The organism is Frateuria sp. sgz306004 (assembly GCF_057750885.1).
Window position 1 is genome coordinate 22,173 of sequence record NZ_JBYLFE010000009.1, and the last position, 25,234, is coordinate 47,406.

The 25,234-nt window shown below is 65.5% G+C and carries 24 protein-coding genes; 20 read left to right on the forward strand and 4 right to left on the reverse strand.

From position 1 onward, the window contains the following. The first annotated feature begins 12 nt into the window (after nucleotides 1–12). The 10 genes from AC3G2C_RS17620 (at nucleotide 13) to AC3G2C_RS17665 (ending at nucleotide 11,216) form a co-directional block, all read left to right on the forward strand. A complete protein-coding gene (locus AC3G2C_RS17620; protein ID WP_488385948.1) occupies nucleotides 13–831 on the forward strand; it encodes a phosphatidate cytidylyltransferase in 819 nt (272 codons plus the stop codon). After that, entirely contained in the window at nucleotides 828–2,018 is a 1,191-nt protein-coding gene (locus AC3G2C_RS17625) for a 1-deoxy-D-xylulose-5-phosphate reductoisomerase (RefSeq protein ID WP_488385949.1), read from the forward strand. The genes AC3G2C_RS17620 and AC3G2C_RS17625 overlap by 4 nt, the downstream gene beginning before the upstream one ends. A 22-nt stretch (nucleotides 2,019–2,040) precedes the next feature. After that, nucleotides 2,041–3,387 carry an RIP metalloprotease RseP gene (gene rseP / locus AC3G2C_RS17630; RefSeq protein ID WP_488385950.1) on the forward strand — a complete coding sequence of 449 codons (1,347 nt, stop codon included), beginning with the start codon at nucleotides 2,041–2,043 and terminating at the stop codon, nucleotides 3,385–3,387. A gap of 199 nt (nucleotides 3,388–3,586) precedes the next feature. Beyond that, on the forward strand, nucleotides 3,587–6,034 hold the full coding sequence (gene bamA / locus AC3G2C_RS17635) for an outer membrane protein assembly factor BamA (protein WP_488385951.1): 2,448 nt from the start codon (nucleotides 3,587–3,589) through the stop codon (nucleotides 6,032–6,034). Nucleotides 6,035–6,378: 344 nt separating this feature from the next. After that, entirely contained in the window at nucleotides 6,379–7,407 is a 1,029-nt protein-coding gene (lpxD, locus tag AC3G2C_RS17640; protein WP_488385952.1) for a UDP-3-O-(3-hydroxymyristoyl)glucosamine N-acyltransferase, read from the forward strand. After that, nucleotides 7,400–7,873: a 3-hydroxyacyl-ACP dehydratase FabZ gene (gene fabZ, locus AC3G2C_RS17645; RefSeq protein WP_488385953.1), complete on the forward strand. Its 474-nt coding sequence runs from the start codon at nucleotides 7,400–7,402 to the stop codon at nucleotides 7,871–7,873. Before lpxD ends, fabZ begins: the two co-directional genes overlap by 8 nt. Further along, nucleotides 7,870–8,643: an acyl-ACP--UDP-N-acetylglucosamine O-acyltransferase gene (gene lpxA, locus AC3G2C_RS17650; RefSeq protein ID WP_488385954.1), complete on the forward strand. Its 774-nt coding sequence runs from the start codon at nucleotides 7,870–7,872 to the stop codon at nucleotides 8,641–8,643. Before fabZ ends, lpxA begins: the two co-directional genes overlap by 4 nt. A 78-nt stretch (nucleotides 8,644–8,721) precedes the next feature. Next, on the forward strand, nucleotides 8,722–9,933 hold the full coding sequence (lpxB, locus tag AC3G2C_RS17655; RefSeq protein ID WP_488385955.1) for a lipid-A-disaccharide synthase: 1,212 nt from the start codon (nucleotides 8,722–8,724) through the stop codon (nucleotides 9,931–9,933). Further along, a complete protein-coding gene (rnhB, locus tag AC3G2C_RS17660) occupies nucleotides 9,869–10,564 on the forward strand; it encodes a ribonuclease HII (protein WP_488385956.1) in 696 nt (231 codons plus the stop codon). The genes lpxB and rnhB overlap by 65 nt, the downstream gene beginning before the upstream one ends. A gap of 442 nt (nucleotides 10,565–11,006) precedes the next feature. Continuing rightward, nucleotides 11,007–11,216, forward strand: a complete 210-nt coding sequence (locus AC3G2C_RS17665) for a hypothetical protein (protein WP_488385957.1) — start codon at nucleotides 11,007–11,009, stop codon at nucleotides 11,214–11,216. 44 nt (nucleotides 11,217–11,260) lie between these two features. Here AC3G2C_RS17665 and AC3G2C_RS17670 read toward each other — a convergent pair whose 3' ends face one another. Continuing rightward, nucleotides 11,261–12,700 (reverse strand): amino acid permease, encoded by a 1,440-nt coding sequence (locus tag AC3G2C_RS17670; protein WP_488385958.1) that lies wholly within the window; start codon nucleotides 12,698–12,700, stop codon nucleotides 11,261–11,263. 235 nt (nucleotides 12,701–12,935) lie between these two features. On the opposite strand from AC3G2C_RS17670, the gene dnaE reads away from it, so the two are divergent. From dnaE to AC3G2C_RS17710, 8 genes are all read left to right on the forward strand, one after another. After that, nucleotides 12,936–16,490 (forward strand): DNA polymerase III subunit alpha, encoded by a 3,555-nt coding sequence (dnaE, locus tag AC3G2C_RS17675; protein WP_488385959.1) that lies wholly within the window; start codon nucleotides 12,936–12,938, stop codon nucleotides 16,488–16,490. 141 nt (nucleotides 16,491–16,631) lie between these two features. Next, nucleotides 16,632–17,588: an acetyl-CoA carboxylase carboxyltransferase subunit alpha gene (locus AC3G2C_RS17680; protein WP_488385960.1), complete on the forward strand. Its 957-nt coding sequence runs from the start codon at nucleotides 16,632–16,634 to the stop codon at nucleotides 17,586–17,588. A 99-nt stretch (nucleotides 17,589–17,687) separates the two neighbouring features. Then, nucleotides 17,688–18,443, forward strand: coding sequence for an NYN domain-containing protein (locus AC3G2C_RS17685; RefSeq protein ID WP_488385961.1), 756 nt, complete (start codon nucleotides 17,688–17,690; stop codon nucleotides 18,441–18,443). Next, entirely contained in the window at nucleotides 18,436–19,725 is a 1,290-nt protein-coding gene (tilS, locus tag AC3G2C_RS17690) for a tRNA lysidine(34) synthetase TilS (RefSeq protein ID WP_488385962.1), read from the forward strand. Before AC3G2C_RS17685 ends, tilS begins: the two co-directional genes overlap by 8 nt. Before the next feature lie 84 nt (nucleotides 19,726–19,809). Continuing rightward, the gene (locus AC3G2C_RS17695) at nucleotides 19,810–20,058 is read left to right on the forward strand and encodes an exodeoxyribonuclease VII small subunit (RefSeq protein WP_488385963.1); all 249 of its coding nucleotides are present in this window, start codon (nucleotides 19,810–19,812) and stop codon (nucleotides 20,056–20,058) included. A gap of 51 nt (nucleotides 20,059–20,109) precedes the next feature. Next, complete coding sequence (gene ispA / locus AC3G2C_RS17700; RefSeq protein ID WP_488385964.1) at nucleotides 20,110–21,009, forward strand: (2E,6E)-farnesyl diphosphate synthase; 900 nt, start codon at nucleotides 20,110–20,112, stop codon at nucleotides 21,007–21,009. 238 nt (nucleotides 21,010–21,247) lie between these two features. Then, entirely contained in the window at nucleotides 21,248–21,559 is a 312-nt protein-coding gene (locus AC3G2C_RS17705; RefSeq protein ID WP_488385965.1) for a hypothetical protein, read from the forward strand. 3 nt (nucleotides 21,560–21,562) lie between these two features. Beyond that, nucleotides 21,563–21,982, forward strand: a complete 420-nt coding sequence (locus AC3G2C_RS17710) for a hypothetical protein (RefSeq protein ID WP_488385966.1) — start codon at nucleotides 21,563–21,565, stop codon at nucleotides 21,980–21,982. Between the two features lie 98 nt (nucleotides 21,983–22,080). On the opposite strand, the gene AC3G2C_RS17715 is transcribed toward AC3G2C_RS17710, so the two are convergent. Together AC3G2C_RS17715 and pmbA are read right to left on the reverse strand one after the other, a co-directional pair. Next, the gene (locus AC3G2C_RS17715; RefSeq protein ID WP_488385967.1) at nucleotides 22,081–22,518 is read right to left on the reverse strand and encodes a DUF4870 domain-containing protein; all 438 of its coding nucleotides are present in this window, start codon (nucleotides 22,516–22,518) and stop codon (nucleotides 22,081–22,083) included. A gap of 145 nt (nucleotides 22,519–22,663) precedes the next feature. Then, complete coding sequence (gene pmbA, locus AC3G2C_RS17720; protein WP_488385968.1) at nucleotides 22,664–24,016, reverse strand: metalloprotease PmbA; 1,353 nt, start codon at nucleotides 24,014–24,016, stop codon at nucleotides 22,664–22,666. Nucleotides 24,017–24,130: 114 nt separating this feature from the next. Between pmbA and AC3G2C_RS17725 the strand changes: the two genes are divergently transcribed. Together AC3G2C_RS17725 and yjgA are read left to right on the forward strand one after the other, a co-directional pair. Continuing rightward, nucleotides 24,131–24,379, forward strand: coding sequence for a DUF1653 domain-containing protein (locus AC3G2C_RS17725; protein WP_488385969.1), 249 nt, complete (start codon nucleotides 24,131–24,133; stop codon nucleotides 24,377–24,379). 27 nt (nucleotides 24,380–24,406) lie between these two features. Next, entirely contained in the window at nucleotides 24,407–24,988 is a 582-nt protein-coding gene (gene yjgA, locus AC3G2C_RS17730) for a ribosome biogenesis factor YjgA (protein WP_488385970.1), read from the forward strand. A 10-nt stretch (nucleotides 24,989–24,998) separates the two neighbouring features. Here yjgA and AC3G2C_RS17735 read toward each other — a convergent pair whose 3' ends face one another. Next, nucleotides 24,999–25,229, reverse strand: a complete 231-nt coding sequence (locus tag AC3G2C_RS17735; protein ID WP_488385971.1) for a hypothetical protein — start codon at nucleotides 25,227–25,229, stop codon at nucleotides 24,999–25,001. Nucleotides 25,230–25,234: the final 5 nt, after the last annotated feature.

Sequence of the window (25,234 nt, forward strand, 5' to 3'; positions counted from 1 at the left end):
CCAAGGATCTGCATGCTGCTCCAGCGCACCCTCACCGCTCTGCTCCTCGCTCCGTTGGTGATCGGCCTGATCCTGCTGACACCCACCTGGCTGTTCGCCCCCATCGTTGCTGTCGCCTTCCTGGCGGCCATGTGGGAGTGGACGCGCCTCTCCGGTCTGAAGGATGCACTGCCGCGCGGTGCCCTACTGGCACTAACCGCTGTCTTGCTAGTGCTGTGCTGGGTGAGCCGCGACACCACCTGGTGGCCGTTGCTCATCGGCGTGGGCGTGGCCTGGTGGGTGGTGGTGGGCCAATGGCTGCGCCATTTCGCTTTTGGCGCGGCCCCCACGCGCGAAAACTCCCTGATGAAGCTCGGCGCTGGCCTGCTGGTGATCGTGCCGGCCTGGGTTGCCGTGGTGTCCATCCATGGCACGGGCGAGCATGGCCACTGGTGGACCCTGCTGGCGCTGTTCATCGTGTGGGCCGCGGACATCGGCGCCTATTTCAGCGGTCGCCAGTTCGGCCGCCGCAAGCTCGCGCCCACCATCAGCCCCGGTAAAACGTGGGCGGGTGTATATGGCGCCTTCGTCGCAGGAGCCATCGTAGCGCTGGTGGGTGGCCTGCTACTGGATCTGTCTGGCGCGAAGCTGGTGGGCCTGGTCGTGCTCTCCGCATTTACGGTAGTGGCATCGATCGTCGGTGATTTGCTGGAAAGCTTGATGAAGCGCCACGCCGCCGTAAAGGATTCGGGCAATTTGTTCCCAGGCCATGGCGGCCTGCTGGATCGCCTGGATAGCGTGTTCGCCGCCCTGCCCGTGTTCGCTGCTGGCAAGCTGTTGCTGGGTCTATGAGCACACCTTCGCTTCGCAACGTCGCGGTGCTGGGTGCCACAGGCTCCATCGGTGGCAGCACGCTCGACGTCATCGCTCGCCATCCTGACCGATTTCGCGCCACCATCCTGACCGCTCACCGCAACGTGACGGCACTGGTGGAACTGTGTGTGCGCCACCAACCCGAATTGGCGGTGATCGCCGACGCGGCCCTGGAAGGCGAACTCGCGCGCCGCCTCGCAGCGGCGGGCGTGCGCTGTGAGGTCGCCGGAGGCCATGACGCCATCGCGCAGGCTGTTGCTGGCGAGCAGTGCGATACCGTGGTCGCGGCCATCGTCGGCGCCGCCGGCCTCGACTCCACCCTGGCCGCCGCCCGTACCGGCAAACGCCTGCTGCTGGCGAACAAGGAATCCATCGTGATGGCCGGCCCGCTGCTGCTGGAGGCCCTGGCCACCGGTGGCGGCGAGTTGATTCCGGTGGATTCGGAACACAACGCCATCTTCCAATGCCTGCCTGGTGGCCGCCCCAATCTGGATGCCAGCGGCGTGCGCCGCCTCATCCTCACCGCCTCCGGCGGCCCGTTCCGTGGCCGTAGCCGCGCCGAACTGGCCGCCGTGACACCCGAGCAGGCCTGCAAGCACCCGAACTGGGTGATGGGGCGCAAGATTTCGGTGGACTCCGCCACCCTGATGAACAAGGGCCTGGAGGTCATCGAAGCACACCATCTGTTCGGTGCGCCGCCCGAGCGTATCGAGGTGCTGGTGCACCCGCAAAGCCTGGTGCATTCGCTGGTGGAATACGTGGATGGCTCGGTGCTTGCCCAGTTGGGCAACCCAGACATGCGCACGGCCATCGCCCATGCGCTCGCGTGGCCCGAGCGCATCGCGGCCGGCGTGGCACCGCTGGACCTGGCCGCCAGCGCGCCGCTGGCGTTCCAGCAGCCGGATCTCACGACCTTCCGCTGCCTCGCCCTGGCCTTCCAGGCCCTGCGCGAGGGCGGCGATGCGCCCGCCATCCTCAATGCGGCCAACGAGGTCGCGGTCGAGGCGTTCCTTGGCGGCGGCCTCCCCTTCCTGGGCATTGCCGATCTCGTCGAGAGCGTACTTACGGAACTGCCGGCGCAACCTGTGGTCGATGTCCAAACCCTGAATGAACGCGACCGGGTGGCCCGCGAGGCCGCTCGTCGCATCCTCCGCAACGCGTGCTGACAAGCCTGATAAGCTCTTGCAGATGAATCCTATCTTCGGCTCCGTGTTCTGGTTACTCGTCACGCTCGGCGTGCTGGTGACCTTTCACGAATTCGGTCACTACTGGGTCGCACGACGCTGCGGCGTCAAAGTGCTGCGTTTTTCGGTCGGCTTCGGCAAGGCCATCTGGAAACGCGTGGGGCGTGACGGCACGGAGTACCAGGTCGCCATGATTCCATTGGGCGGCTACGTAAAGATGCTCGACGCCCGCGAAGGCGACGTGGACCCTGCACTGGCAGGGCAGGAGTTCACCGCCAAGCCGGTGTGGCAGCGCATTGCCATTGTGGCTGCCGGCCCCGGGTTCAATCTGATCTTCACCCTGGTGGCGTTCTGGCTGATGTTCCTCATCGGCAAACCGGACGTTGCTCCCCTTGTGGCTGCCGCGCCGCAGAGCATGGCGGCCGAGGCAGGCATCCGTAACGGTGACCGCATCCTGAGCGTGGATGGCCATGCGGTGTCGACCTGGAGCGACTCCATGGACGCGGTGGCGAACGGCTTGCTGGGGCGCGAACCGCTTCCGCTGGGCGTGCGCGGCACCGACGGTGCCGAGCGCACGGTCACCCTGCCGCTCGACCAGCTGCCCGCCGGGCTACCGATTGACCAATACTTCGACAAGCTGGGCCTGAAGCTGGCCTCCATGCCGCCGGTGATCGGCACCGTTCTGCCAGGCAAGCCCGCCTCGTTCGGTCATATGCAGGGCGGCGACCGCATTGTCAGCGTGAACGGCCAGCCCGTGGACAGCTACGAAGCCTTCCAGAAACTGGTACCCCTGGAAGCGGCCAAGTCGCCGACGCTCGCCATCGTGGTACAGCGCGGGCAACAGACGCTGCCCCTCTCCATCACCGCGCGCAACGAGTCGTTGGAAGGCCAGCCCACCACCTGGGTGATTGGCGTGACCGCGACCGAACGGGAGCAGGCCGTGCTGCGCTACGGGCCGCTCAAGGCCATCGGCGCATCGCTGGATACCACCTGGACCAGCGCAGCCAACACCTTCAACATGATCGGGAAGATGGTCACCGGACAGGCTTCCACCAAGAACCTTTCGGGTGTGATCGGCATTGCACAGGTCGCCAATGTGTCGGCCAGCATGGGGCCGGGCTGGTTCCTCAGCTTCCTCGCCATGGTGTCGCTGAGCCTGGCCATCCTCAACCTTATGCCCATTCCTGTCTTGGACGGCGGTTGGCTGCTGTATTACCTTATTGAGTTGGTCAAGGGCAGCCCTGTCAGCGAACGCGTCATGATGGCCGGTCAGTATGTCGGTCTGGTGTTGCTGTTCACGTTGATGGGGTTGGCTTTCTACAACGACATACATCGCTTCCTCCCCTCGTGACGCGCGCGGATATTGCCGAACGCCGCGCTGCCTTCGGGGGGTGTAGCGTGCCCGGATTCCGTCCGGACACTGGCGCTGGGTTGCCCGTCGCATCTGGGGAAGATGCAAGCACTTTCTCGAAGCTGGGCTCGTACCGGCTTCACCTATTGATCGGGGCGGTTTCGGCCGCCTCATCGGAATAAAACCAACGGAATCGACGATGAAGCGTATCGCCGCCCTGATCCTGCTTGCCTCCCTGTCCGCCAATGCACTTGCGTTCGATCCGTTCGTCATCTCCGACATCCGTATCGATGGCCTCAGCCGCATTTCCGCCGGTACGGTCCTCAACTACCTGCCCATGGGCAAGGGTGACCGCCTGACCAACGATGGTGCCCAGCGCGCTATCCGTGCCCTCTACCAAACCAAGTTCTTCAGCGACGTGCAGATCGATCGCGAGGGAGACATTCTGGTCATCAAGGTGGTGGAGCGCCCGTCCATCGCCAAGCTCAACATCCGCGGCAACAAGGACATCAAGGAAGATGACCTGCGCAAGGGCCTGAAGGAGATCGGCCTGTCGGAGGGTGAAACCTTCGACCGCCTGTCGCTGGATCGCGTGCAGCAGGAACTGGTGCGCCAGTACTACAACCGCGGCAAGTACAACGTGTCGGTCGAGCCGCACGTAACCAACCTTGATCGCAATCGCGTCGCCATCGACATCGAAATCCGCGAAGGCAAGGTCGCCAAGATCAAAGAAATCAACATCGTCGGTAACAAGGCGTTTACCGACAAGGAGATCCGCAAGGGCTTCGAGTCGGATACGTCGAACTGGATGTCCTGGTATTCCAAGGACGACCAGTACTCGCGCGAAAAGCTCAGCGGCGACTTGGAAAAGCTGCAGTCCTACTACATGGATCGCGGCTACGCCGACTTCGGCGTGGACTCCACCCAGGTGACCATCGCGCCGGACAAGCGCGCCATGTACATCGCCGCCAGCGTCAAGGAAGGCGACATCTACACCATCTCCGACGTGCACCTGCTCGGCGAACTCATCCTGCCGGAGGAGTCGCTCAAGCAGCTCGTGTACGTCAAGCAGGGCGACACCTTCAATCGCAAGGCGATCGAGGCCAGCACCAACTCCATCAAGAGCATCCTGGCCAGCATCGGCTACGCCTTTGCCAAGGTCACGCCGGTGCCGAAGCTGGACAAAGACAAGCGCACCGTCGACCTTACGCTCTACATCGAGCCGGGCAAGCGCGTGTACGTGCGCCGCGTGATCTTCCAGGGCAACACACGCACGGAAGACGACGTGATGCGCCGCGAAATGCGCCAGCTGGAAGGCAGCTGGTTCTCGCAGCCGGCGATCGACCGCTCCAAGATCCGTCTGCAGCGCCTGGGCTACTTCAAGACCGTCAACATCGACAAGGCGTTGGTGCCCGGCACCGAGGATCAGGTCGACCTGACCGTGAAGGTGGAAGAACAGTCCGCCGGCAGCCTGATGTTTGGCGTGGGCTACTCGCAATACTCGGGCATCATCCTGTCCGCCTCGGTGTCGCAGAACAACTTCCTGGGCACCGGTGACAGCTTCTCGGTGGGTGCTTCGCGCAGCGACTACTCCACCAACATCAGCGCCAACTACTTCAACCCCTACCTGACCGACAGCGGTGTGGGTATCGGTTACTCGGCGAGCTACACCAAGAGCAACTACGGTGACACCAACAGCGACTTGGTGAACTACGAGAGCTCGATGAAGTCGTTCTCGAGCTACCTCAGCTTCCCGATCTCGGAGACGGACAGCGTCCGTACCGGCCTGGGTCTGAGCAGCAACAAGATCAACCTCAACTATCAGTACATCGACTCGACCACAGGCCAGGTGATCACACAGCAGCTCTCGCCGCAGGTGCTGATCGACTACCAGGATGCGCTGGGCCACAAGACCGTCCATACCTGGGATGCCACCATCGGCTGGCAGCACGACACCCGAAACGGCTATTGGGCACCGACCCGCGGCGGCTTGATCTCGCTATCGACCGATATTGCGCTGCCGGGCTCCACCGTGCAGTATTACAAGATCTTCGGCGAGGCCAACCATTACTGGCCGATCGGCAAGGGCTTTGTGTTGTACCTCGACGGCCAGGTCGGCTACGGCAAGACCTACGGGCAGACCTTCGCCAACGACGGTGGCACCACCTACAAGGCCGGTGACACGGTGACTTTCCCGTTCTGGGAAAACTACTACTCGGGTGGTGTGCGCGACGTCCGCGGCTTCCAGGACAACACCCTGGGCCCGCGCCTGTGTACCGGTACCGACGCCAACGGCAAGCCGATCCAGCCGCTGCCGGATGGCACGTGCGCAGGCAGTTACTACAGCTACGCGCAACCGGTGGGCGGTGCGTTCAAGGTGCTGGGAACGGCCGAGCTGTACCTGCCGCTACCGTTCCTCAAGGACATCAACACCGCTCGCGTGTCGTGGTTCGTGGACGTCGGCAACGTGTACCAGGACTACCAGAGCTTCACCGCCAAGACGCTGCGCGTGTCTACCGGCTTGTCGCTGCACTGGCAGGCACCGATCGGCCCGCTGATCATCAACTTCGCGGTGCCGCTGCGCACCCAGCAGGACGACGGTCACTACGAGGAGCGCATTCAGTTCACCTTCGGCAGCCAGTTCTAATGAGCTGAAGGCCTCGCTTGCGTACACCGAAAAGAGCGCGGTTGCCCCGCGCTCTTTTCGTTTCTGCCGCCCAAGGAAGGTCTGATTCATCGACTTTTTGGCCGTCATTCCTGCGGAAGCAGGAGGTGCTCTTTAACAGCCGAAGGGCTGGTCATCCAGCGCCTTTACGTTCAAAGATTTACACGCACTGGATGACCAGCCCTTCGGCTGTTGAAAGGCACTTCCAGCACTCGCTGGGATGACGATAAAAATCAGAGCATCCCTAATGCCGCCATGCATGGCGGCAACCGTGCCCCATAAGCGGGCCCAACCCCTACAATGGACGGATTGCAGGGAGCCCACGCATGAGCTTTTTCACTATTACCGTGGCTGAACTGGCCGAACGTTATGGCCTGACGTTCCAGGGCGATGGCGCGCGCGTCATCGACGGCGTCGGCACGCTGGCCGGCGCAAGCCCCAGCCAGTTGAGCTTTCTCTCCAACAGCAAATACGCCTCGCAGCTGGCCAGTACACGCGCAGGCGTGGTCGTGATGCGCGAGGAGAACACCGCCGACAGCCCAGTCGACGCGCTGGTAGCCCGCGATCCCTATGTTGCCTACGCCAAGATCGCCGCTCTGTTCGAGCGCCTGCCGGCCGCGCCGCAAGGCGTTCATCCCAGCGCCGTCGTGGCACCGACCGCGCGCGTCGCCGCCACCGCCAGCATTGGCCCGGGCTGCGTGATCGAGGACGGTGCAGTGGTGGAAGACGGCGCCATCCTCGGCCCCCATTGCATCATCGGCACGGATTGCACCGTCGGCGCGCACAGCCGCCTGGTGGCGCGCGTCACCCTGGTGATCCGGGTCACCTTAGGCAAGCGGGTGCTGGTGCATCCGGGTGCGGTGATCGGTTCGGACGGCTTTGGGCTGGCCTTTGACCGCGACCACTGGATCAAGCTGCCCCAACTGGGCGGTGTGCGCATCGGCAACGATTGCGAGATCGGCGCCAATACCACCATCGACCGTGGCGCGCTGGATGACACCGTATTGGAAGAGGATGTCCGCCTGGACAACCAGATCCAGATCGCCCACAACGTCTATATCGGCGCCCATACCGCCCTGGCTGGCTGTGCGGCCGTGGCCGGCAGTGCCAAGATCGGTCGCTATTGCATGATCGGCGGCAATGCCGGCGTGCTGGGGCATCTGGAAGTGGCCGACCGGGTTACCATTACGGCCAAGAGCCTGGTCACGCACTCGATACGCGAGCCGGGTGAATATTCTTCGGGCGTCCCGCTGCAGGAAAACCGCCTGTGGCGTCGCAATGCGGCCCGCTTCAAACATCTCGACGAATACGCGCGCCGCCTCTCGGCGCTGGAGAAGGACAGCAACAATGAGTGACCTCACCGTGCCCTTCCACCTCCCGGTGAATGTGGAACAGATCCAGCAACTGCTGCCGCATCGCTACCCGTTCCTGCTGGTCGATCGCGTCGTGGAGTTGGTACCCGACAAGAGCGTGGTGGCGATCAAGAACGTCACCATCAACGAGCCGTTCTTCCAGGGCCACTTCCCCGGCCACCCGGTGATGCCGGGCGTGCTGATCGTGGAGGCCATGGCCCAGGCGGCCGGCCTGCTCACGCAGATTTCCAGCCGACTCAAGGGCTCCACCGGCAGCCCGCTGTTCTACCTCGCCAAGGTGGACAATGCGCGTTTCAGCGCGCCGGTGGTGCCGGGCGATCAGTTGCGCCTTGAGGTGTCGCTCAAGCGCCTTCTGCGCAGCATGGGCCTGTTCGAGGCGCGCACCGTGGTGGACGGCAAGGAAGTGGCCAGCTGCGAACTGATGTGCGCCGCGAGGTCCGACAAATGATCCATCCCACCGCGCAGATCGATCCCTCCGCCGTTATCGGCGACAACGTCAGCATCGGCGCCTTTAGTGTGATTGGCGCCGACGTGCATATCGGCGAAGGCACGGTGATCGGCCCGCACGTGGTGATCGAGGGCCCGACCCGTATCGGGCGGGACAACCGCATCAGCCAGTTCGCCTCCCTGGGCGGTGCGCCGCAGGATAAAAAGTTCCAGGGCGAACGCACCGAGCTGATCATCGGCGATCGCAACCAGATTCGTGAGTTCGTCACCATCAACCGTGGCACCGGTGATGGCGGCGGCGCCACCCGCATCGGCAACGACAACTGGCTGCTCGCCTACGTGCATGTGGCTCACGACTGCCAGATCGGCAACAACACCGTGTTCTCCAACTACTCCGCACTGGCAGGCCATGTGGAAGTGGGTGACTGGGTCGTGATGGCCGGCTTCTCGGGTGCGCATCAGTTCTGCAAGGTGGGCGCGCATGCCTTTATCGGCATGGGTTGCCTGCTCGGCTCCGACGTGCCGCCCTTCGTGATGATGGCCAACGACCAGCGTGGTCGCCCGCGCGGCATCAACAGCGAAGGCCTCAAGCGCCGTGGTTTCGATGCCACGCGCATCTCCGCCATCAAGCGCGCCTATCGCACGCTGTACATGGCCGGCCTCACGTTGGCCGATGCCCGCGAGCAGCTCAGCTCACAGGCGGAGAACAGCGAAGACGTGCGCGCCATGCTCGAATTCCTCGATCGCAGCGAACGCTCGCTGGCGCGTTGAACGACGTCGCCGGCATGGGCCACGCTCATGCCGGCGCGTCAGGCATGGGGGTTCGATTTTGTTTCTGGTTGATACGCCATGACTCCCACTGATAACGCCCATCCGGCTCCCCTTATTGCGATCATCGCGGGTGAGGATTCCGGCGACCAACTTGGCGCCGACTTGATCGCAGCCCTCCATCGCCGTTATCCCGATGCGCGTTTCGTAGGCATCGGCGGCGCGCGCATGAAGGCCCAGGGTTTCGACTCCTGGTACGACATCAAAGAGCTCTCGCTGTTCGGTTTTGCCGAAGTGGTGTCGCATCTGCCGCGCCTGCTGCGCCTGCGCAAGGAGCTGGTGGCCCGCCTGATCGGCGCCAAGCCTGCCGTAGTGGTGGGCATCGATGCGCCTGACTTCAATCTCGGCGTGGAACAGCGCCTGCGCGCCGCGGGCCTGCGCACGGTGCACTACGTCAGCCCGTCAGTGTGGGCATGGCGCGAGAAACGCGCAGAGAAGATCGGCCGAAGCGCCGACCGTGTGCTGTGCCTGTTCCCCATGGAGCCGGCGATCTACGCACGCCATCAGGTCGACGCGCGCTTCGTCGGTCATCCGCTGGCCGATCGGTTTGCCCTGGTGTCGGACCGCGCCGCCGCGCGCGATGATCTGCAGTTGCCGCACGACGTACCGGTGCTGGCCGTGCTGCCGGGCAGTCGCGCGTCCGAGATCAGCATGCTGGGCCGCACCTTTATCGACGCCGCCAAGAAAGTCGCCGCCGCACTGCCCGGCCTGCGCATCATCATTCCGGCCGCCAACGAACGCGTGCGCGCCAGCCTGCAAGGCCTGATCGGTGACGCGTCGGCACCCCATGCGCCACAGTTGTTGGACGGGCACGCGCATGAGGCGATGCTCGCGGCGGACGTCGTGCTGCTGGCCTCCGGCACGGCCGCCCTGGAAGCGATGCTGGCCAAGCGCCCGATGGTGGTGGGCTACCGCGTATCGCCCATCAGCTACCGCATTGCGCGCGCTTTCAACATGCTCAAGACGGACGTCTATTCACTACCCAACATCCTGGCTCGCGCCAGCGGCATGGGTGCGGATGCGCTGCTGGTGCCGGAACTGATGCAGGACGATTTCACCGTCGACAAGCTCGCCGACGCCACCCTCGCACTGTTCCAGGATAGCGAGCGTCGCGGTGCCATCGTCGCAGCCTTCGAACACCTGCATCAGGCCCTGCGCGGCAACCTCGATGGCGAAGCCGGCGACCTCGCCGCACAGGCCGTGGGTGAACTGGTGGACGCCGGTGGCCGCTAAACCTCGCGTATCGCGCGTTGCCGCGTCTAGCAACATCGCTTCATCGTCGTCCCACTTGATCGCCGGCGTGGACGAAGCTGGTCGTGGCCCTCTTGCGGGCCCGGTGAGCGTGGCGGCAGTCATTCTCGATCCCGCGCGCCCCATCGCCGGCCTCAACGACTCCAAGAAGCTCACCGAAGCGCGTCGCGAGGCGCTCTATCCGCAGATCATCGAGAACGCACTGGCGCATTGCATCGTGATGGTGATGCCCGACGAGATCGATCGCATCAACATCTACCAGGCCACCATGACCGGCATGTGCCGCGCGCTGGCCGGCCTTACGCCTGCCGCGCAGGAAGCCTGGATCGACGGCAATGCGCTGCCGCGCGAGCTGGCCGTGCCTGGCCGCGCCATCATTGGGGGCGATGCGCTGGAGCCAGCCATCAGCGCGGCCTCCATTCTTGCCAAGGTAACCCGCGACCGCTGGATGGTGGCGCTGGATCGCGAGCACCCAGGCTATGGCTTCGCCGAGCACAAGGGCTACGGCACGCCTGCCCACTTGGCGGCACTCAAGCGCCTGGGCCCCTGCCCTCAGCACCGGCGCAGCTTTGCGCCAGTGAAGCTACTGGTGGATCAGGGCGTCCTGTTCTGAGCCTCGAAAGGGTGATATAGACGTCCATATCACCTGCCATGAGTCGCACCGCGCATGCAACTGCAAGGCCAGCGCACGCCGCGAAAGCCATGCCCAATGACCCACGTCACTCGCATGTCACGGAGTTAGAATACGTTCGACTCACGGAAAGCCGTGACCTGCGACACGGCCCCGATACAGTCGGGCCCCATGCCTGGGCATGGGTCTTTGAAGGCGCCAAATGGCGCCTTCACTAAGGCAACCTTTCGATCCATTGCTGCATCTCAACGGATACTGGAAGCGAAGACGCCGGGCCGCCAAGCGCCCACGCCAACTTAACCGATACGCCCTCTCCAGCGGCGCGGTGCACTTCCCTCCATGCACGGACGCACAGGCCACCGGGTGGCTGCGGCCGCACGGTGATGAGAGACCCCTACGCGCATCCCAACGCAGGAGCCGTGTCATGACGTTCCCCAACCGCCCAACCAGCGCGCCATCCAATGGCGCCCATCTGAACGTAACGCCCTCTTCGGCGCTCACGCCCGACGAGATCGCCTCCATCGCGGCCGCTGAAAGCCGGCACGTGGACTACAACCTGCACCCGTTGCGGGTACAGGGCCTGGATCACTACATCGACAGCGCCGCCAGCGACGAACGCTTTCACATTTCCTGACGCTAGCGGCACGGGCGGCGACCGGGCCATGCGCCCGCCGCCGCTTACGAGCGCTTGCGCAGCTCGCTGTGCCTGAAGCCGTAGCTCAGATAAATGAGCATGCCAAGCGCGGTCCAGCCGGCCAGCAGCAGCCAATTGGCCGCGTTCATCTGCGCCAGCAGGAACAGACACACGATCACGCCCAGCGAGCACACCACCGGTGCGGCGGGAACGCGAAAACCGCGCGGCAAATCCGGACGCGTGCGGCGCAGCACCAGTACACCCACGCACACCGTGGCAAAGGCCAGCAGCGTGCCCATGGAAAGCAAATCGCCTAACAGGCTCAGTGGGAACAGGGCCGCCAGCAGGCCACCCACCAGACCGACCAGCAAGGTCGAGCGATGCGGCGTGCGGAAACGTTCGTGTACAGCGCCGAACACGCGCGGCAGCAGGCCATCGCCCGACATGCTGTAGAGGATGCGTGCCAGGCCCATATGCATCACCAGGATTACCGAGGTGAGGCCTGCCACTGCACCAATCTGGGTGAGCAGCTTCAGCCACGCCAGCGGCGGATGGGCCGCCAATGCGGTCGCCACCGGCTCGGCCGTGGCGAGCTGGGGATATGGCACTAGGCCGGTGAGCACCGCCGCCACGATGATGTATAGCACCGTGCAGATCGCCAGCGAGATCAGGATGCCGGCCGGCACGTTCTGCTGCGGGTTGCGCGTCTCCTGGGCGGCGGTCGCCACCGCATCGAAGCCGATGTAGGCGTAGAACACGCTGGTGGCCGCGCGGAACACCCCGCTCCAGCCGTAGTGATCGCCGCCCTGGCTGGGCGGCACGTAGGGGTGCCACAGCGACGTATCGATGTATTGCAGGCCAAACACCACGAACAAGATCACCACCAGCACCTTGAGCACCACCACCACGCTGGCGAACCAGGTGGACTGACGCGTCCCCGCGTAGAGCAACGCGGTGATCGCCCCTACCACCAACAGCGCCGGCAGGTTCAACAGGGCGCCCGTTGTCACGAAGTGGCCGTCTTTGAAGCTCAGGGGCGCGTTGGCCAGCGCGGCCGGCACATGGATGCCCAGGCTGTGCAGCAGGCCCACACCGTAGCCGGACCAACCCACCGCCACGGAGGACACCGCCAGCAGGTATTCGGCCACCACGTTCCAGCCGATGAACCAGGCCAGCAGCTCGCCAAAGGTGGCGTAGGCGTAGACATAGGCGCTGCCCGATACCGGCAGCATGGCGGCAAATTCCGCATAGCTGAGCGCCGCCAGCGCCGCCGCCAGACCCGCCAGCACAAAGGAGATAGTGAGCGCCGGGCCGGCATGCTCGGCCGCTGCCTGGCCGGTGATCACGAAGATACCCGCGCCAATCACCGCACCCACGCCAAGCACGATCAGGTCCTTGAGGCCCAGTGTGCGGCGCAGGTTGTCGTTGGCGTTCAGCGTCGCCTCGATCGGTTTGACGGTGAACAGCGAGCGGAGCAGTGACATCGGCGAGTCCCAGGCAGCGAAAGCCGCCACCGTGTAAGCGTAGAAAGTCCCCGACCATGCCAGCCCTGGCAGCCAACCGCAACCTGCCGGAAGTCCTCCGTGCGATCTGCGCCGACACGCCCAAGGGTGGCGCACATCGCGCTGCGACGCGGCAGAAACGGGCTTTGGGCCCCTGTCAATTCTTGCCCGTACCCGGCCGCACCGGTAGGCTGAGCCCCCATCCTGCGCGTGCGCCATGTCCGTCCGCTTCGCCCACCTCCATCTGCACAGCGAATACTCGCTGGTTGATTCGACCATCCGCATCAAGGCGCTGGTCGAAGCATGTGTGCGCCTGGGCGTACCGGCGGTGGCGCTTACGGACGACAGCAACATGTTCGCGCTGGTCAAGTTCTACAAGGCCTGCAGTGCGGCCGGCATCAAGCCGATCGGCGGCTGCGATCTGTGGATCAGCGCACCGGACGACCCGCGCCCCTGGCGCCTCACCCTGTTCTGCCAGAACCGCGAGGGTTACCTCAACCTGTCGCGCCTGGTATCGCGCGCCTGGCGCGACGGCCAGCACAGCGGTCGCGCCATGGTCGACATGGCCTGGCTCACGCCGCAGGCGACGCAGGGCCTGATCGCCATGATCGGCCGCGAAAGCGAAGCCGGCCGCATCGCCGTGAACCAGGGTGTGGATGCCGCCGTTGCACGCCTGCGCCCGTTTGCCCAGCAGATGAGCGACCGCCTGTACCTGGAGCTCACCCGCACCGGGCGCGAAGGCGAGGAAAACTGGAACGCCGCCGCGCTCGCGCTGGGCGCCGAGCTGAACCTGCCGGTGCTCGCCAGCAACGACGTGCGCTTCCTGAAGCAGGAGCACTTCGAGTCGCACGAAGCACGCGTATGCATCAACCAGGGCCGCGTGCTGGCCGACCCCAAGCGCCCGCGCGACTACAGCGACCAGCAATACCTCAAGTCGCCCGAGGACATGGCCGAGCTGTTCGCCGACCTGCCCGAAGCGCTGGAAAACACCCTCGAGCTCGCCAAGCGCTGCACGCTGGAGCTGAGCTTTGGCACCTACTACCTGCCCGACTTCCCGGTGCCGGAAGGGCACGACCTGGCCAGCTACATCCGCGAGCTTTCCCGCGAGGGCCTGAAGGAGCGCCTGGCGTTCGCCGGCGTAGCGCCCGGCCGCACGCAGGAGGAGTACGAAACGCGCCTGGAGCGCGAGCTGGACGTCATCATCAAGATGGGCTTCCCCGGCTACTTCCTGATCGTGGCGGACTTCATCAACTGGGGTAAGCAGAACGGCATCCCCGTCGGCCCGGGGCGCGGTTCGGGCGCCGGTTCGCTGGTGGCGTGGGTGCTGAAGATCACCGACCTGGACCCGATCCAGTTCGACCTGCTGTTCGAGCGCTTCCTCAACCCCGAACGCGTGTCGATGCCCGACTTCGACATCGACTTCTGCATGGATCGCCGAGACGAGGTGATCGACTACGTGGCGCGCAAGTACGGGCGCGATCACGTCAGCCAGATCATCACCTACGGCTCCATGGCCGCGAAGGCCGTGCTGCGCGACTCCGGTCGCGTGCTCGGCATGGGCTACAACGCGGTGGACCGGATCGCCAAGCTGATCCCGGCGCGCCCGCTCGACCTCACCCTGCAGTGCGCGCTCGGCCGCTCGGAAAAGGCCAAGAAAGAGCCCGACCGCATCGTCAAGGATTTCTGCGACCTCTACGACCAGGACGAAGAAGCGCGCACGCTGATCGACCTGGCGCTGAGCCTGGAGAGCCTCACGCGTGGCGTGGGCAAGCACGCCGGTGGCGTGGTGATTGGCCCGCAGCCACTGACCGAGTTCGCGCCGCTGTATTGCGAACCGGGTGGCGCCGGCGTGGTCACGCAATACGACAAGGACGACGTGGAAGCCGTCGGCCTGGTGAAGTTCGACTTCCTCGGCCTGCGCACGCTCACCATCATCGATTGGGCAGTGAAGGCCATCAACGCGCGCCGCGCCGTCAGTGGTGAAGACGCGCTCGACATCGCGGCCATCCCCACCGATGACGTGGAAACCTACGAGCTGCTCAAGCGCGCCCAAACGGTGGCCGTGTTCCAGCTCGAATCCTCGGGCATGCAGCGCATGCTCAAGGACGCCAAGCCCGACCGCTTCGAGGACATCATCGCGCTCGTGGCGCTGTATCGCCCCGGCCCGATGGACCTCATCCCCAGCTTCGTGGCGCGTAAGCATGGCCGCGAGGACGTGGTTTACCCCGACCCGCGCGTCGAGCCGATCCTGAAAGAGACCTACGGCATCATGGTCTATCAGGAGCAGGTGATGCAGATGGCGCAGATCGTGGGCGGTTACTCGCTCGGCGGCGCCGACCTGCTGCGCCGCGCGATGGGCAAGAAGAAACTCGAGGAAATGGCGAAGGAACGCGCCAAGTTCCGCGAGGGCGCCGCCAAGGACGGTCTTACCGGCGACAAGGCCGACGAAATCTTCGATTTGATGGAGAAGTTCGCCGGCTACGGCTTCAACAAGTCGCACGCCGCTGCCTACGCGCTGGTTTCCTACCAGACCGCCTGGCTCAAGACGCACTACCCCGCCGAGTTCATGGCCGCGACGATTTCGTCGGACATGGACAACACCGATAAGGCGGTGACCTTCATCGAAGAGTCCAAGGCCATCGGTCTTACCGTGTTGCCGCCGGACGTCAACGCCTCGGACTTCATGTTCGTGGCGGTGGAGCCCAAGGTCATCCGCTATGGCCTGGGCGCCATCAAGGGCGTTGGTCAGGGCGCGTGCGAAGCCATCGCCGAAGAACGCCAGCGCCACGGCGCGTACAAGGACCTCGCCGATTTCTGCCGTCGCGTGGATTCGAGCAAGCTCAACCGTCGCGTGCTCGAAGCGCTGATTCTTTCCGGCGCGCTGGATGCGTTGGCGCCCAACCGCGCCAGCCTAATGACCCAGCTGCCCAACGCCATGAAGGCGGCCGAGCAGCACCTGCGCAACGCGCAGAGCGGCCAGAACGACATGTTCGGCGCCATGATGGGCGCCTCCGCGCCGGTGGTGGCCGTGGACTTGCCAGTGGTGCCCGAATGGCCGCTGGAGCAGAAGCTGCAGGGTGAGCGCGACACGCTCGGCCACTATCTGTCTGGCCACCCCACCGATCCGTGGCGCGAGGAACTGGCGCAGCTGTCCACCTGCCCGCTGGGTGAGATCGCCGACCGTTACCAACCGCCCAAGCCGCGCAAGAACGACGGCGACGACAACCGTTTCCGCCGTGGCCCCGACACACCGTGGACCGTCGCCGGCATGGTCACCGCCGTGCGCAAGCGCGGCGACAGTGACGCCTTCGTGCGCCTGGAAGACGGCACCGGCATCATCGAAGTGAGCTTCTTCGGCGAGCTGTACCAACAGGCCGCGCCCATGCTCACCCGCGACGCCTTGCTGGTGGTCGAAGGCGGCCTGCGTATCGACGACTTCTCCGGCGGCGGCTTCGCGCTACGCGCCCGCAGTGCCTACAGCCTGGGCGATGCCTGCCGCCGCTTTGCGCGTCTGCTCCGTTTAAAACTGAATGGCGTGGGCCCGGGCTTCATCGATGACCTGCGCCGCACCCTCAGCGGTTACCGTGGCGGGCGTGCCAGCGTGGTGCTCTACGGCTACCACAACCAGACCGCCCAGGCCGACCTGGAGCTGGGCGAGGATTGGCGCGTGGAGGCCATCCCCGAGCTGCTGCGCGCCATTCGCGCCTTGCCTGGCGTGGAGGCGGCCAAGCTCAAGATCGTGAAGACGGACGACCGCCCCCGCGGCGATTAGCCCGCCCAAGACTGACCTCATTTCCGCTTTCGCGAGAATGACGGACCTGTGAAGCCACCCGCACAAACCCATACGCCCCCGTTCCCGCGTTTTTTTCCAGACCGGTATACTGCGCCGCTTCCGTGTCATGAACTGCACCGAATGAATCCCAACTTCCTCGATTTCGAACAACCCATCGCCGAGCTGGACGCGAAGATTGAAGAGCTTCGTCATGCCAGCCACGGGCAGGCGTTCAACATCGACGAAGAGGTGGGCCGCCTGCGTGAGAAGCTGAAGCTCAAGACCAACGAGATCTTCCGCAACCTCACGCCGTGGCAGGTCACCCAGCTGTCGCGCCATCCGGGTCGCCCGTACACGCTCGACTACATCAGCGTGATGTGCGACGAGTTCCATGAGCTGGCAGGCGACCGCGCCTATGCCGACGATGCCGCCATTGTCGGCGGCGTCGGCCGTATCAACGGCCGCTCGGTCGTGATCATCGGCCACCAGAAGGCACGCGACACCAAGGGCAAGGTGCGCCGCAACTTCGGCATGCCGCGCCCCGAGGGTTACCGCAAGGCGCTGCGCCTGATGAAGATGGCCGAACGTTTCGGCCTGCCGGTGATCACCCTTATCGATACCCCAGGCGCCTATCCGGGTGTGGGCGCGGAAGAGCGCGGCCAGTCCGAAGCCATTGCGCGCAACCTGCTGGAAATGGCCGACCTGAAAACGCCCATCGTGTGCACGGTGATCGGCGAAGGCGGCTCCGGCGGCGCGCTCGCCATCGGCGTGGGCGACCGCACTGTCATGTTGCAGTACTCCACGTACTCGGTGATTTCGCCCGAAGGCTGCGCCTCCATCCTGTGGAAGAGCGCCGACAAGGCCAAGGACGCCGCCGAAGCACTGGGCCTTACCGCACCGCGCCTGCTCGAACTGGGCCTGATCGACAAGGTCGTGCGCGAACCGCTGGGCGGCGCCCATCGCAACCCGCATTCCATGGCCGTGCGCCTGAAGGCCGTGCTGCTCAACCAGCTCGACGAGTTGGAAGCACTGCCCATGAAGGACCTGCTGGAACTGCGTTACAAGCGCCTGCGCGGCTACGGCGCGTACAACGAGTAACCCGCTCGCGGGCGGGTGCGCTTCCGCTGCCCCGCCCTTCACTCACGTCACGACGCGCCACGCGCTACCATCCCGGCAACCTCGCCCGGATCCCGCGCCATGGCCAACGATCACGCCACCAAGCTCGCCGTGCTCATCGACGCGGACAACGCGCAGCCGACGCTGGCTGAAGCGCTATTGGCAGAAGTCGCCAAGTACGGCACCGCGCACGTCAAGCGCGCCTACGGCGACTGGACCAGCAACCATCTCAAGAGCTGGAAGGAACAACTGCTCACGCAGTCGATCCAGCCCATCCAGCAGTTCGGTTACACCAGCGGCAAGAACGCCACCGACTCGGCGATGATCATCGACGCGATGGATCTGCTCTATTCGGGTCGCTTCGATGGCTTCTGCATTGTGTCCAGCGACAGCGACTTCACCCGCCTGGCCGCGCGCATCCGCGAGTCCGGCCTGATCGTCTACGGCTTCGGCGAACGCAAGACACCCGATCCGTTCGTCGCTGCCTGCGACAAGTTCATCTACACCGACATCCTGGTCGCCAAGCCCGACGAAGAACAGCCGCTGGTGCCTCGTACCGCCGCACAACTCAAGCAGGACTCCAGTCTGGTGAACTTGCTGCGCAACGCGGTGGAAGCCGCGTCCGATGACGACGGCTGGGCGGCGCTGGGTGGTGTGGGCTCCATCATCACCAAGCAACGCCCCAACTTCGACGCGCGCAGCTATGGCTACAACAAGCTCAGCGAATTGATCACCGCCACCACGCTGTTCGAAATGGATCGGCGCAGCCCTGGCGAAGGCCGCCCCAAAGTGATCTACGTGCGCAACAAGACCAAGAAATCCACCACCCGTGACTAGACTGACCGAGCTGCTGCAGCGCTCGCTGTGCGCGCACGACACCGGCGCGCTCTGCGTCGCCTACAGCGGCGGCCCCGATTCCACCGCGCTGCTGCATGCGCTCGCCACGCTGCCCCAGGCGCAGGCACGCGGCCTGCGCGCCTTGCACATCGATCACGGGCTGCATGCCGACAGCCACACCTGGGCCGAGCACTGCCGGCAACTGGCGGCCGAGTGGCACGTGCCCTGCCTGGTGATGCGCGTGGAGGTGGATCACGCGCGCGGTTACGGCCTGGAAGCCGCCGCCCGCGAGGCACGTTATCGCGCCTTTGCGTTGTCGCTGTGTGATCACGAATACCTGCTGCTGGGTCACCATCGCGATGACCAGGCCGAAACCGTGCTGCTCAAACTGTTGCGCGGCGCCGGCCCGGAAGGCCTGGGCGGCATGCGCGCGCAACGCCCACTGGGCCGGGGCACCCTGTGGCGGCCACTGCTGGAAGCACCGCGCGAATGGTTGCGCGAACACGTCGATCGACACGGCTTGCCGTGCATCGATGATCCCTCCAATGCCGATCATCGGCTGTCACGCAACTTCCTCCGCCACGACATCCTGCCGCGCCTGAGCCAGCACTGGCCCCAGGCGGTGGAGTCCATCGTGCATGCTGCCAGCCTGAGCCGCGCCGCTGCCGATGCCCTCGCCCAACAATGGCGCGCCGCGCAGCACGAGCTGCTCGACCCCACCACCGGCAGCCTCGATCGCGATGGCTGGCTCGCCTTGCCGCCCGCCCTGCGGCACCCTTTGCTCGACGACTGGCTGCACGCTCGCGGCTTGCCGGCGCCCACGACCGCTCAACGGGAACAGATCGAGCGCCAATGTCAGGCACGCGATGGCCAGTTGCCCTGCATTCGCTGGCCTGGCGCCGAGCTGCACGTTTGGAAGGGGCGACTGTGGGCGCTGCCTCCGCAGCCATCGATTGATCCGCTATGGCAATCCGCCTGGCATGGCGAGCCAATGGCGCTGCCTGATGGCGGCAGCCTTCGCCTGGACCCACCCGGGCAGCTCGCCGAACCACTCACCGTGCGCCTGCGCCGTGGCGGCGAGCAGCTGCGACCCAACGGCCACGCCCATACACGCGAACTGCGCGACCTGTTCCAGCAAGGCAGCATGCCGCCCTGGCGACGCCTGGCGTGCCCGCTGCTGTATGCCGGCGACGAGCTTATTGGTGTGGCCGATCGCTGGTTTACCGCGCGCGGGCTGAGCTTGCTCGGCGCAGCCCGCCCGCTGTGGCAGCCGGCGTACTGAAACACGCCCAAAGGGGCTCGCGCGAACGTCGCGAGCCGCCGTGCGGATTGATTCCACACGCCCCCTGCGTTAGTTTTGCGGGCCATGGCCAAGTCCACTCCCGCCCCTGCCCCTGCCGCTGATTTCGAGCATTCGCTGGACGAACTCGAACAGCTGGTAGCCCGTATGGAAGGTGGCGAGCTGAGCCTGGACGAGTCGCTCTCGTCTTTCGAGCGCGGCATCGGCCTGTATCGGCATTGCCAGCAGGCGCTGGAAAGCGCCGAACTGCGTGTACGGCTGCTGCTCGACCCCGAGGCGCCGGATACCGCCGAGCCATTTGAACCCGAACTCTGAGAGCCTGTCTTCTCCGCGAGCCCACGGCTCCCGGCACGATGCACTGGAACTATGAAGACAGACGCTGAACTGGGCAGTGCCCTCAAGTCACTGATCGCCCGCGCCGACCAGGCGCTCGCCCGCTCGCTGCCGTCGGAAGACGCATCCCCGGTCGCGTTGCATCGCGCCATGCGCTATGCCGTGTTGGGCGGTGGCAAACGTTTGCGCCCCCTGCTGGTGTACGCCGCGGGCCACGCGTTCGGCGAAAGCGGCCAGCTGCTGGACGCGCCCGCGTGTGCGGTGGAACTGATCCACGCCTACTCGCTGGTGCATGACGACCTGCCGGCCATGGACGACGACGACATGCGTCGCGGTCGCCCCACCTGCCATATCGTGTTCGGCGAAGCCATGGCGATCCTCGCCGGCGACGCCCTGCAGGCGCTGGCCTTCGAGCTGCTGGCGCACGATGTCGAACTGGGCGTGGCACCTGCGCGCTGCGTGGAAATGCTGCGCGTGCTCGGCCGCGCCTGCGGCGCGGAGGGCATGGCTGGCGGCCAGGCGCTGGACCTCGCCGCGGTGGGTCACAAGCTCACGCTGGATGAGCTGGAGCACATGCACGCCTGCAAGACCGGCGCGCTCATCCGCGCATCGGTGCGCCTGGGCGCCCTCGCCGCTGGCGCCGACGATACGGCCCTGGCCGCCCTGGATCGCTACGCTCATGCCGTGGGCCTGGCTTTCCAGGTTCGCGACGACATTCTGGACGTGGAAGGCGAGTCGGCCGTGATCGGCAAGACCGCCGGCAAGGATGCCGCCGCCGACAAGCCCACCTTCCCTTCGATCATCGGCATGGAGGCCTCGCGCGAACGCCTGGCCCGTCTCACCGCCGATGCGCTGGAGGCCATCGCGCCGCTCGGCGAACACGGCGCCCTGCTGGAAGAACTGGCGCGCTACGCCGCCGCCCGCGCGCACTAACGGTGCTCTGAATTGGATCGTCATCCCAGCGAACGCTGGAAGCGCCTTTCAACAGCCGAGGGGCTGGTCATCCAGCGCCTCTAGCCCCTTGAACGCAAAGACCCAGGACAAGCGGCCCTTCGTCTGTTGAAAAGCGCCTCCCGCGCCGACTTCCATTTCGGGGTTCGCAGGAATGCCGGTCAACACACGCCCCGCTGACACGTTGAGTGATCGACACACCGATCACTCGCGGTACGCCATGCCCCGTTCCCTCCCCTCCGCTTTGATGGCCGGCCTGCTGGCCCTGTCCGCACACGCCACGCCACCGCAGAACGCCGATTTCAGCGGCGCCTGGCGCCTGGATGACCGCAACAGCGACAGCAGCGCCAGCGTGACGACGGCCATGCGCGATGAAGCGCGCAAGGAGCAGCAGGCCAACACCCAGAACTCACAGGACAGTGCCAGCCAGGCCAGCAGCTCGGGCAACCAGGGCAACGGCGGCGGTCACCGGGGCGGCATGGGTGGTGGTGGTGGCGGTGGCAGTGGCGATGGCATGGGCGGCCACGGCTGAGGCATGGGCGGCGGTGGCGGCGGCCACGGCCGCCATGGCGGCAATGGCAATATGGCCTCCACCAGCGACGACAAAGGCAGCGATGCCGGCAACTATCCGCTGCCTCCCACCCTCGACGCCGATTCGGTGCTGCTGGTGCAGCAGGACGCCAAAACGGTCGAGGTGCACCTGGGCAATGGCGATCGCCTCACCGCCACGCTCGATGGCCAGACCCACCAGTCGCTCAACGGCAACGCCATGGTGCGCGGGCATATCGAAGCGGGGCGCATGGATGTCGCCATCCAATACGCTGACGGTACCCAGCTGGTTCAGAGCTGGACGCTGTCGCCGGACGGTAAGCAGATGGTCGTGACGGGCAACTGGAAAATCCCCACCCTGCAGCAACCGGTGAGCTTCAAGCGCACGTACGTGGGCCTGCACTGAGCGCGGTTACGCCACTCGCGTAGCCGACGTGGGAAATCGTGAACGGATTCCAGTGCATGGGGCGGCACCAGTGGCTGCCGCCCCGCGAAAAGCCGCGCTTACTTGATCAGCCGCAAGGTGAAGGGGTAGCGGTAGCGCACACCCTCGTTGGCGCGAATGGCCGCGAGGATGGTGAGCACCAGCCAGGCCACGCCCACCACCACCCCGATCGGAATGGCCAGCAGCACACCCAGGCCCAGCGTGATCACGGTGAGCAGCAACAGGGCCACGCCAATGATGGCGATGGTGATGTTGAAATTGAGCGCTTCTTTGGCCTGGTCGTTGACGAAGGGCATGGTGTCCTTCTTCACCAGCCAGATCACCAGCGGCCCCAGGAAACAGCCCCAGCCAAACCAGGCGCCGGTAAGGATGCAGCCCAGCAGCGCGGACAGATGAGCGAACAAGGCCCACTGCCGCTCTTCGGCGGAAGGCAGGTCGGAAGGCTCGGCAGGGCCTTGCGACGGGGGCGGTACGACAGACTCGGGTGGAACGCTCATGCGCACATCTCCTGGGTCGTAGAAGCCAGACTTCTTCGTGGCCGGCCATAAGCCGGCACCCAGGATCCTAGCAAGTGTTCGCCACTTTTACCGTTGCCGGAAGTCCCGCTTCCGGCGCGGGCGTGGGGCGATCGTGCGCCGGCGCTTACTCGCCGGCGATGGTCATCTGCTCCAGCAGGATCGAGCCGGTGAGGATGTGGGAGCGATGGTCCACGTCTGCGCCCACCGCCACGATGTTGGCGAACATGTCGCGCAGGTTGGCGGCAATGGTGATCTCTTCGACCGGATAGGCGATCTGGCCGTTCTCCACCCAGAAGCCCGAAGCGCCGCGCGAGTAATCGCCGGTGACGATGGACACGCCCTGCCCCATCACCTCAGTGACCAGCAGGCCCGTGCCCATGCGCTTGAGCATGCCGGCAAAGTCGTCCTGGCCCGGTTCCACGATCAGGTTGTGGATGCCACCCGCGTTGCCGGTGGATTCCAGCCCCAGCTTGCGCGCCGAATAGCTGCCGAGCACATAGCGGGCCAGCACCCCGTTTTCGACCAGGGTGCTGTCACGGGTCGCCACGCCCTCGGCATCGAACGCGCCCGAGCCCTGCCCACGCAGCAGGAACGGCCGCTCCACGATGTTCAGCCAACCGGGCATCACCGATTTGCCCACATGATCCAGCAGGAAGCTGGCACGCCGGTAAAGCGCACCGCCGCTCACCGCGCCCACCAAATGGCCGATGAGCCCACGCGCCACCTCCGGCGCGAACAGCACCGGGCACTGGCGGGTGGACAGGCGCTGCGCGCCCAGCCGCGACAGCGTGCGGCGCGCGGCCATGTCACCCAGTGACTGGGCGCTCATGAAGTCGCCTGCCGAGCGCACGCTGTCGTACCAGTAATCGCGCTGCATGCCGTCGTCATCCCCGGCAATCAGGGACAGCGACAACGAGTGGCGGGTGCCGCGCTCGCGCCCCAGGAAGCCGTGGGAATTGGCGTAGACGGCCAGGCTTTCGCCCATCTGCACGCCTGCGCCGTCGGAATTGGTGATGCCGGCGTGCGCGCGCCCGGCCTCTTCGATCTGCTGCCCCAGCGCGATCGCGCCGGCGGTGTCGATGCGCCAGGGATGCCACAGATCAAGATCCGGGAACTCCGTGGCCATCCGCGAAGCATCGGCCAGGCCCGCGGCCGGGTCCTCCTCGGTAAAGCGGGCAATGGCGCAGGCCTGATCCAGGGTGGCCTGGATCGAGTCGGGGTGCAGGTCGGCCGTGCTGGCCGAACCCTTGCGCTGGCCAAAGTAGACGGTGAGCCCAAAGCCGCGGTCCCGCGTGTGCTCCACGGTTTCCACCTCGCCCAGGCGCACGTTCACGCTCAACCCGGTGTCGATGCTGGCGGCCACCTCGGCCTGGCTGGCGCCGGCGGCGCGGGCACGGCGGATCACGTCCTCGGCCAATTGGGCCAGGCGGTCGAGATCTTCGAGGCTGCGGTCCTGGGTGGTGCTCAGTTCGGTCACGCGTGGATTCCTGCAAACGGGCGGGTAACGGGTAGAATACGCGGTCCTACCCGCGCAGCCGACCTACATGGGGGCAGCGTGGCCGATTTGCAAAGAGCGTCCACGGAGAACGCCATGTCACCGACAGCCGGCATCTACCGTCACTACAAGGGCCAGCGTTACCGCGTGCTGGGCACTGCCCGCCACAGCGAAACCCTGGAAGAAGTGGTGGTTTACCAGGCGCTCTATGGCGATTACGGCCTGTGGGTGCGCCCCGCGTCGATGTTCTGCGAAACGGTGGAGTTGGAGGGCGAGCCGATCCCGCGCTTTGCGCTGGAGCGGGCCGAACGCACTCCACTGGACAGTCTCGACGCCGCCCCCTGAGCCCGCCCGCCCCGCCGGAAGAACCCCGTGAACCGTACCTACACCGACAATCCCGACCACGACTACGGCCCCACCCGCACCCAGCAGCGCCGCGATGCGCTGGCCGTGCTGGCACTGGCCAACCAGCTGGTCGAGCTGCCCGCCAGCAAGCTGGCCAAGCTCGATCTGCCGGAAGACGTGCTGCGCGAAATCGCCAACACCCGCCGCATCACCGCGCACATCGCCCGCAAGCGCCAGTTGGCGTTCCTCGCCAAGGTCATGCGCCGGCACGAGCAGGATGTGTTCGACGGCGTGCGTGCCGCCCTGGGCGAAAACCGCGAGCGCCAGCGACAGGAAACGGCCGCCATGCACCGCATGGAAGCCCTGCGTGATCGCCTGCTCACCGACACCGACGCCGCCCTCGGCGAACTGATCGCCCAGTACCCGCAGGTGGATCGCCAGCACCTGCGCTCGCTGATTCGCCAGGCCAAGGCCGAGAAAGACGCCAACAAGCCCCCGCGCGCCTACCGCGAGATCTTCCAGCTCCTCAAGCAGCTCGCGACGCCGGATGGCGAAGCCTCGGAAGAGACGCTGGACATCGCGGAAGACGACGAAAGCGGCGACGAATAAGCCGCTTTCGCTACGCGTCGCTCGGTGCCCCGATCGGCGCGTAGCGCGAACAACTGTCCTGGGGCGACACCCAGCATTGGAGCAGCGTGCACAACCGGCTCGCCGCGATGCTGGCGCCATAGGCTGAGCCAAAGACATTCATGCCGGCGAAGCTCAGCTCCAGTGCGCGCCGGCTGGCCAGTCGATAACGACATTGATCGCAACGCGCCACGTGCTGGGTATCGGCCTGCGTGGGGGACATGCCGA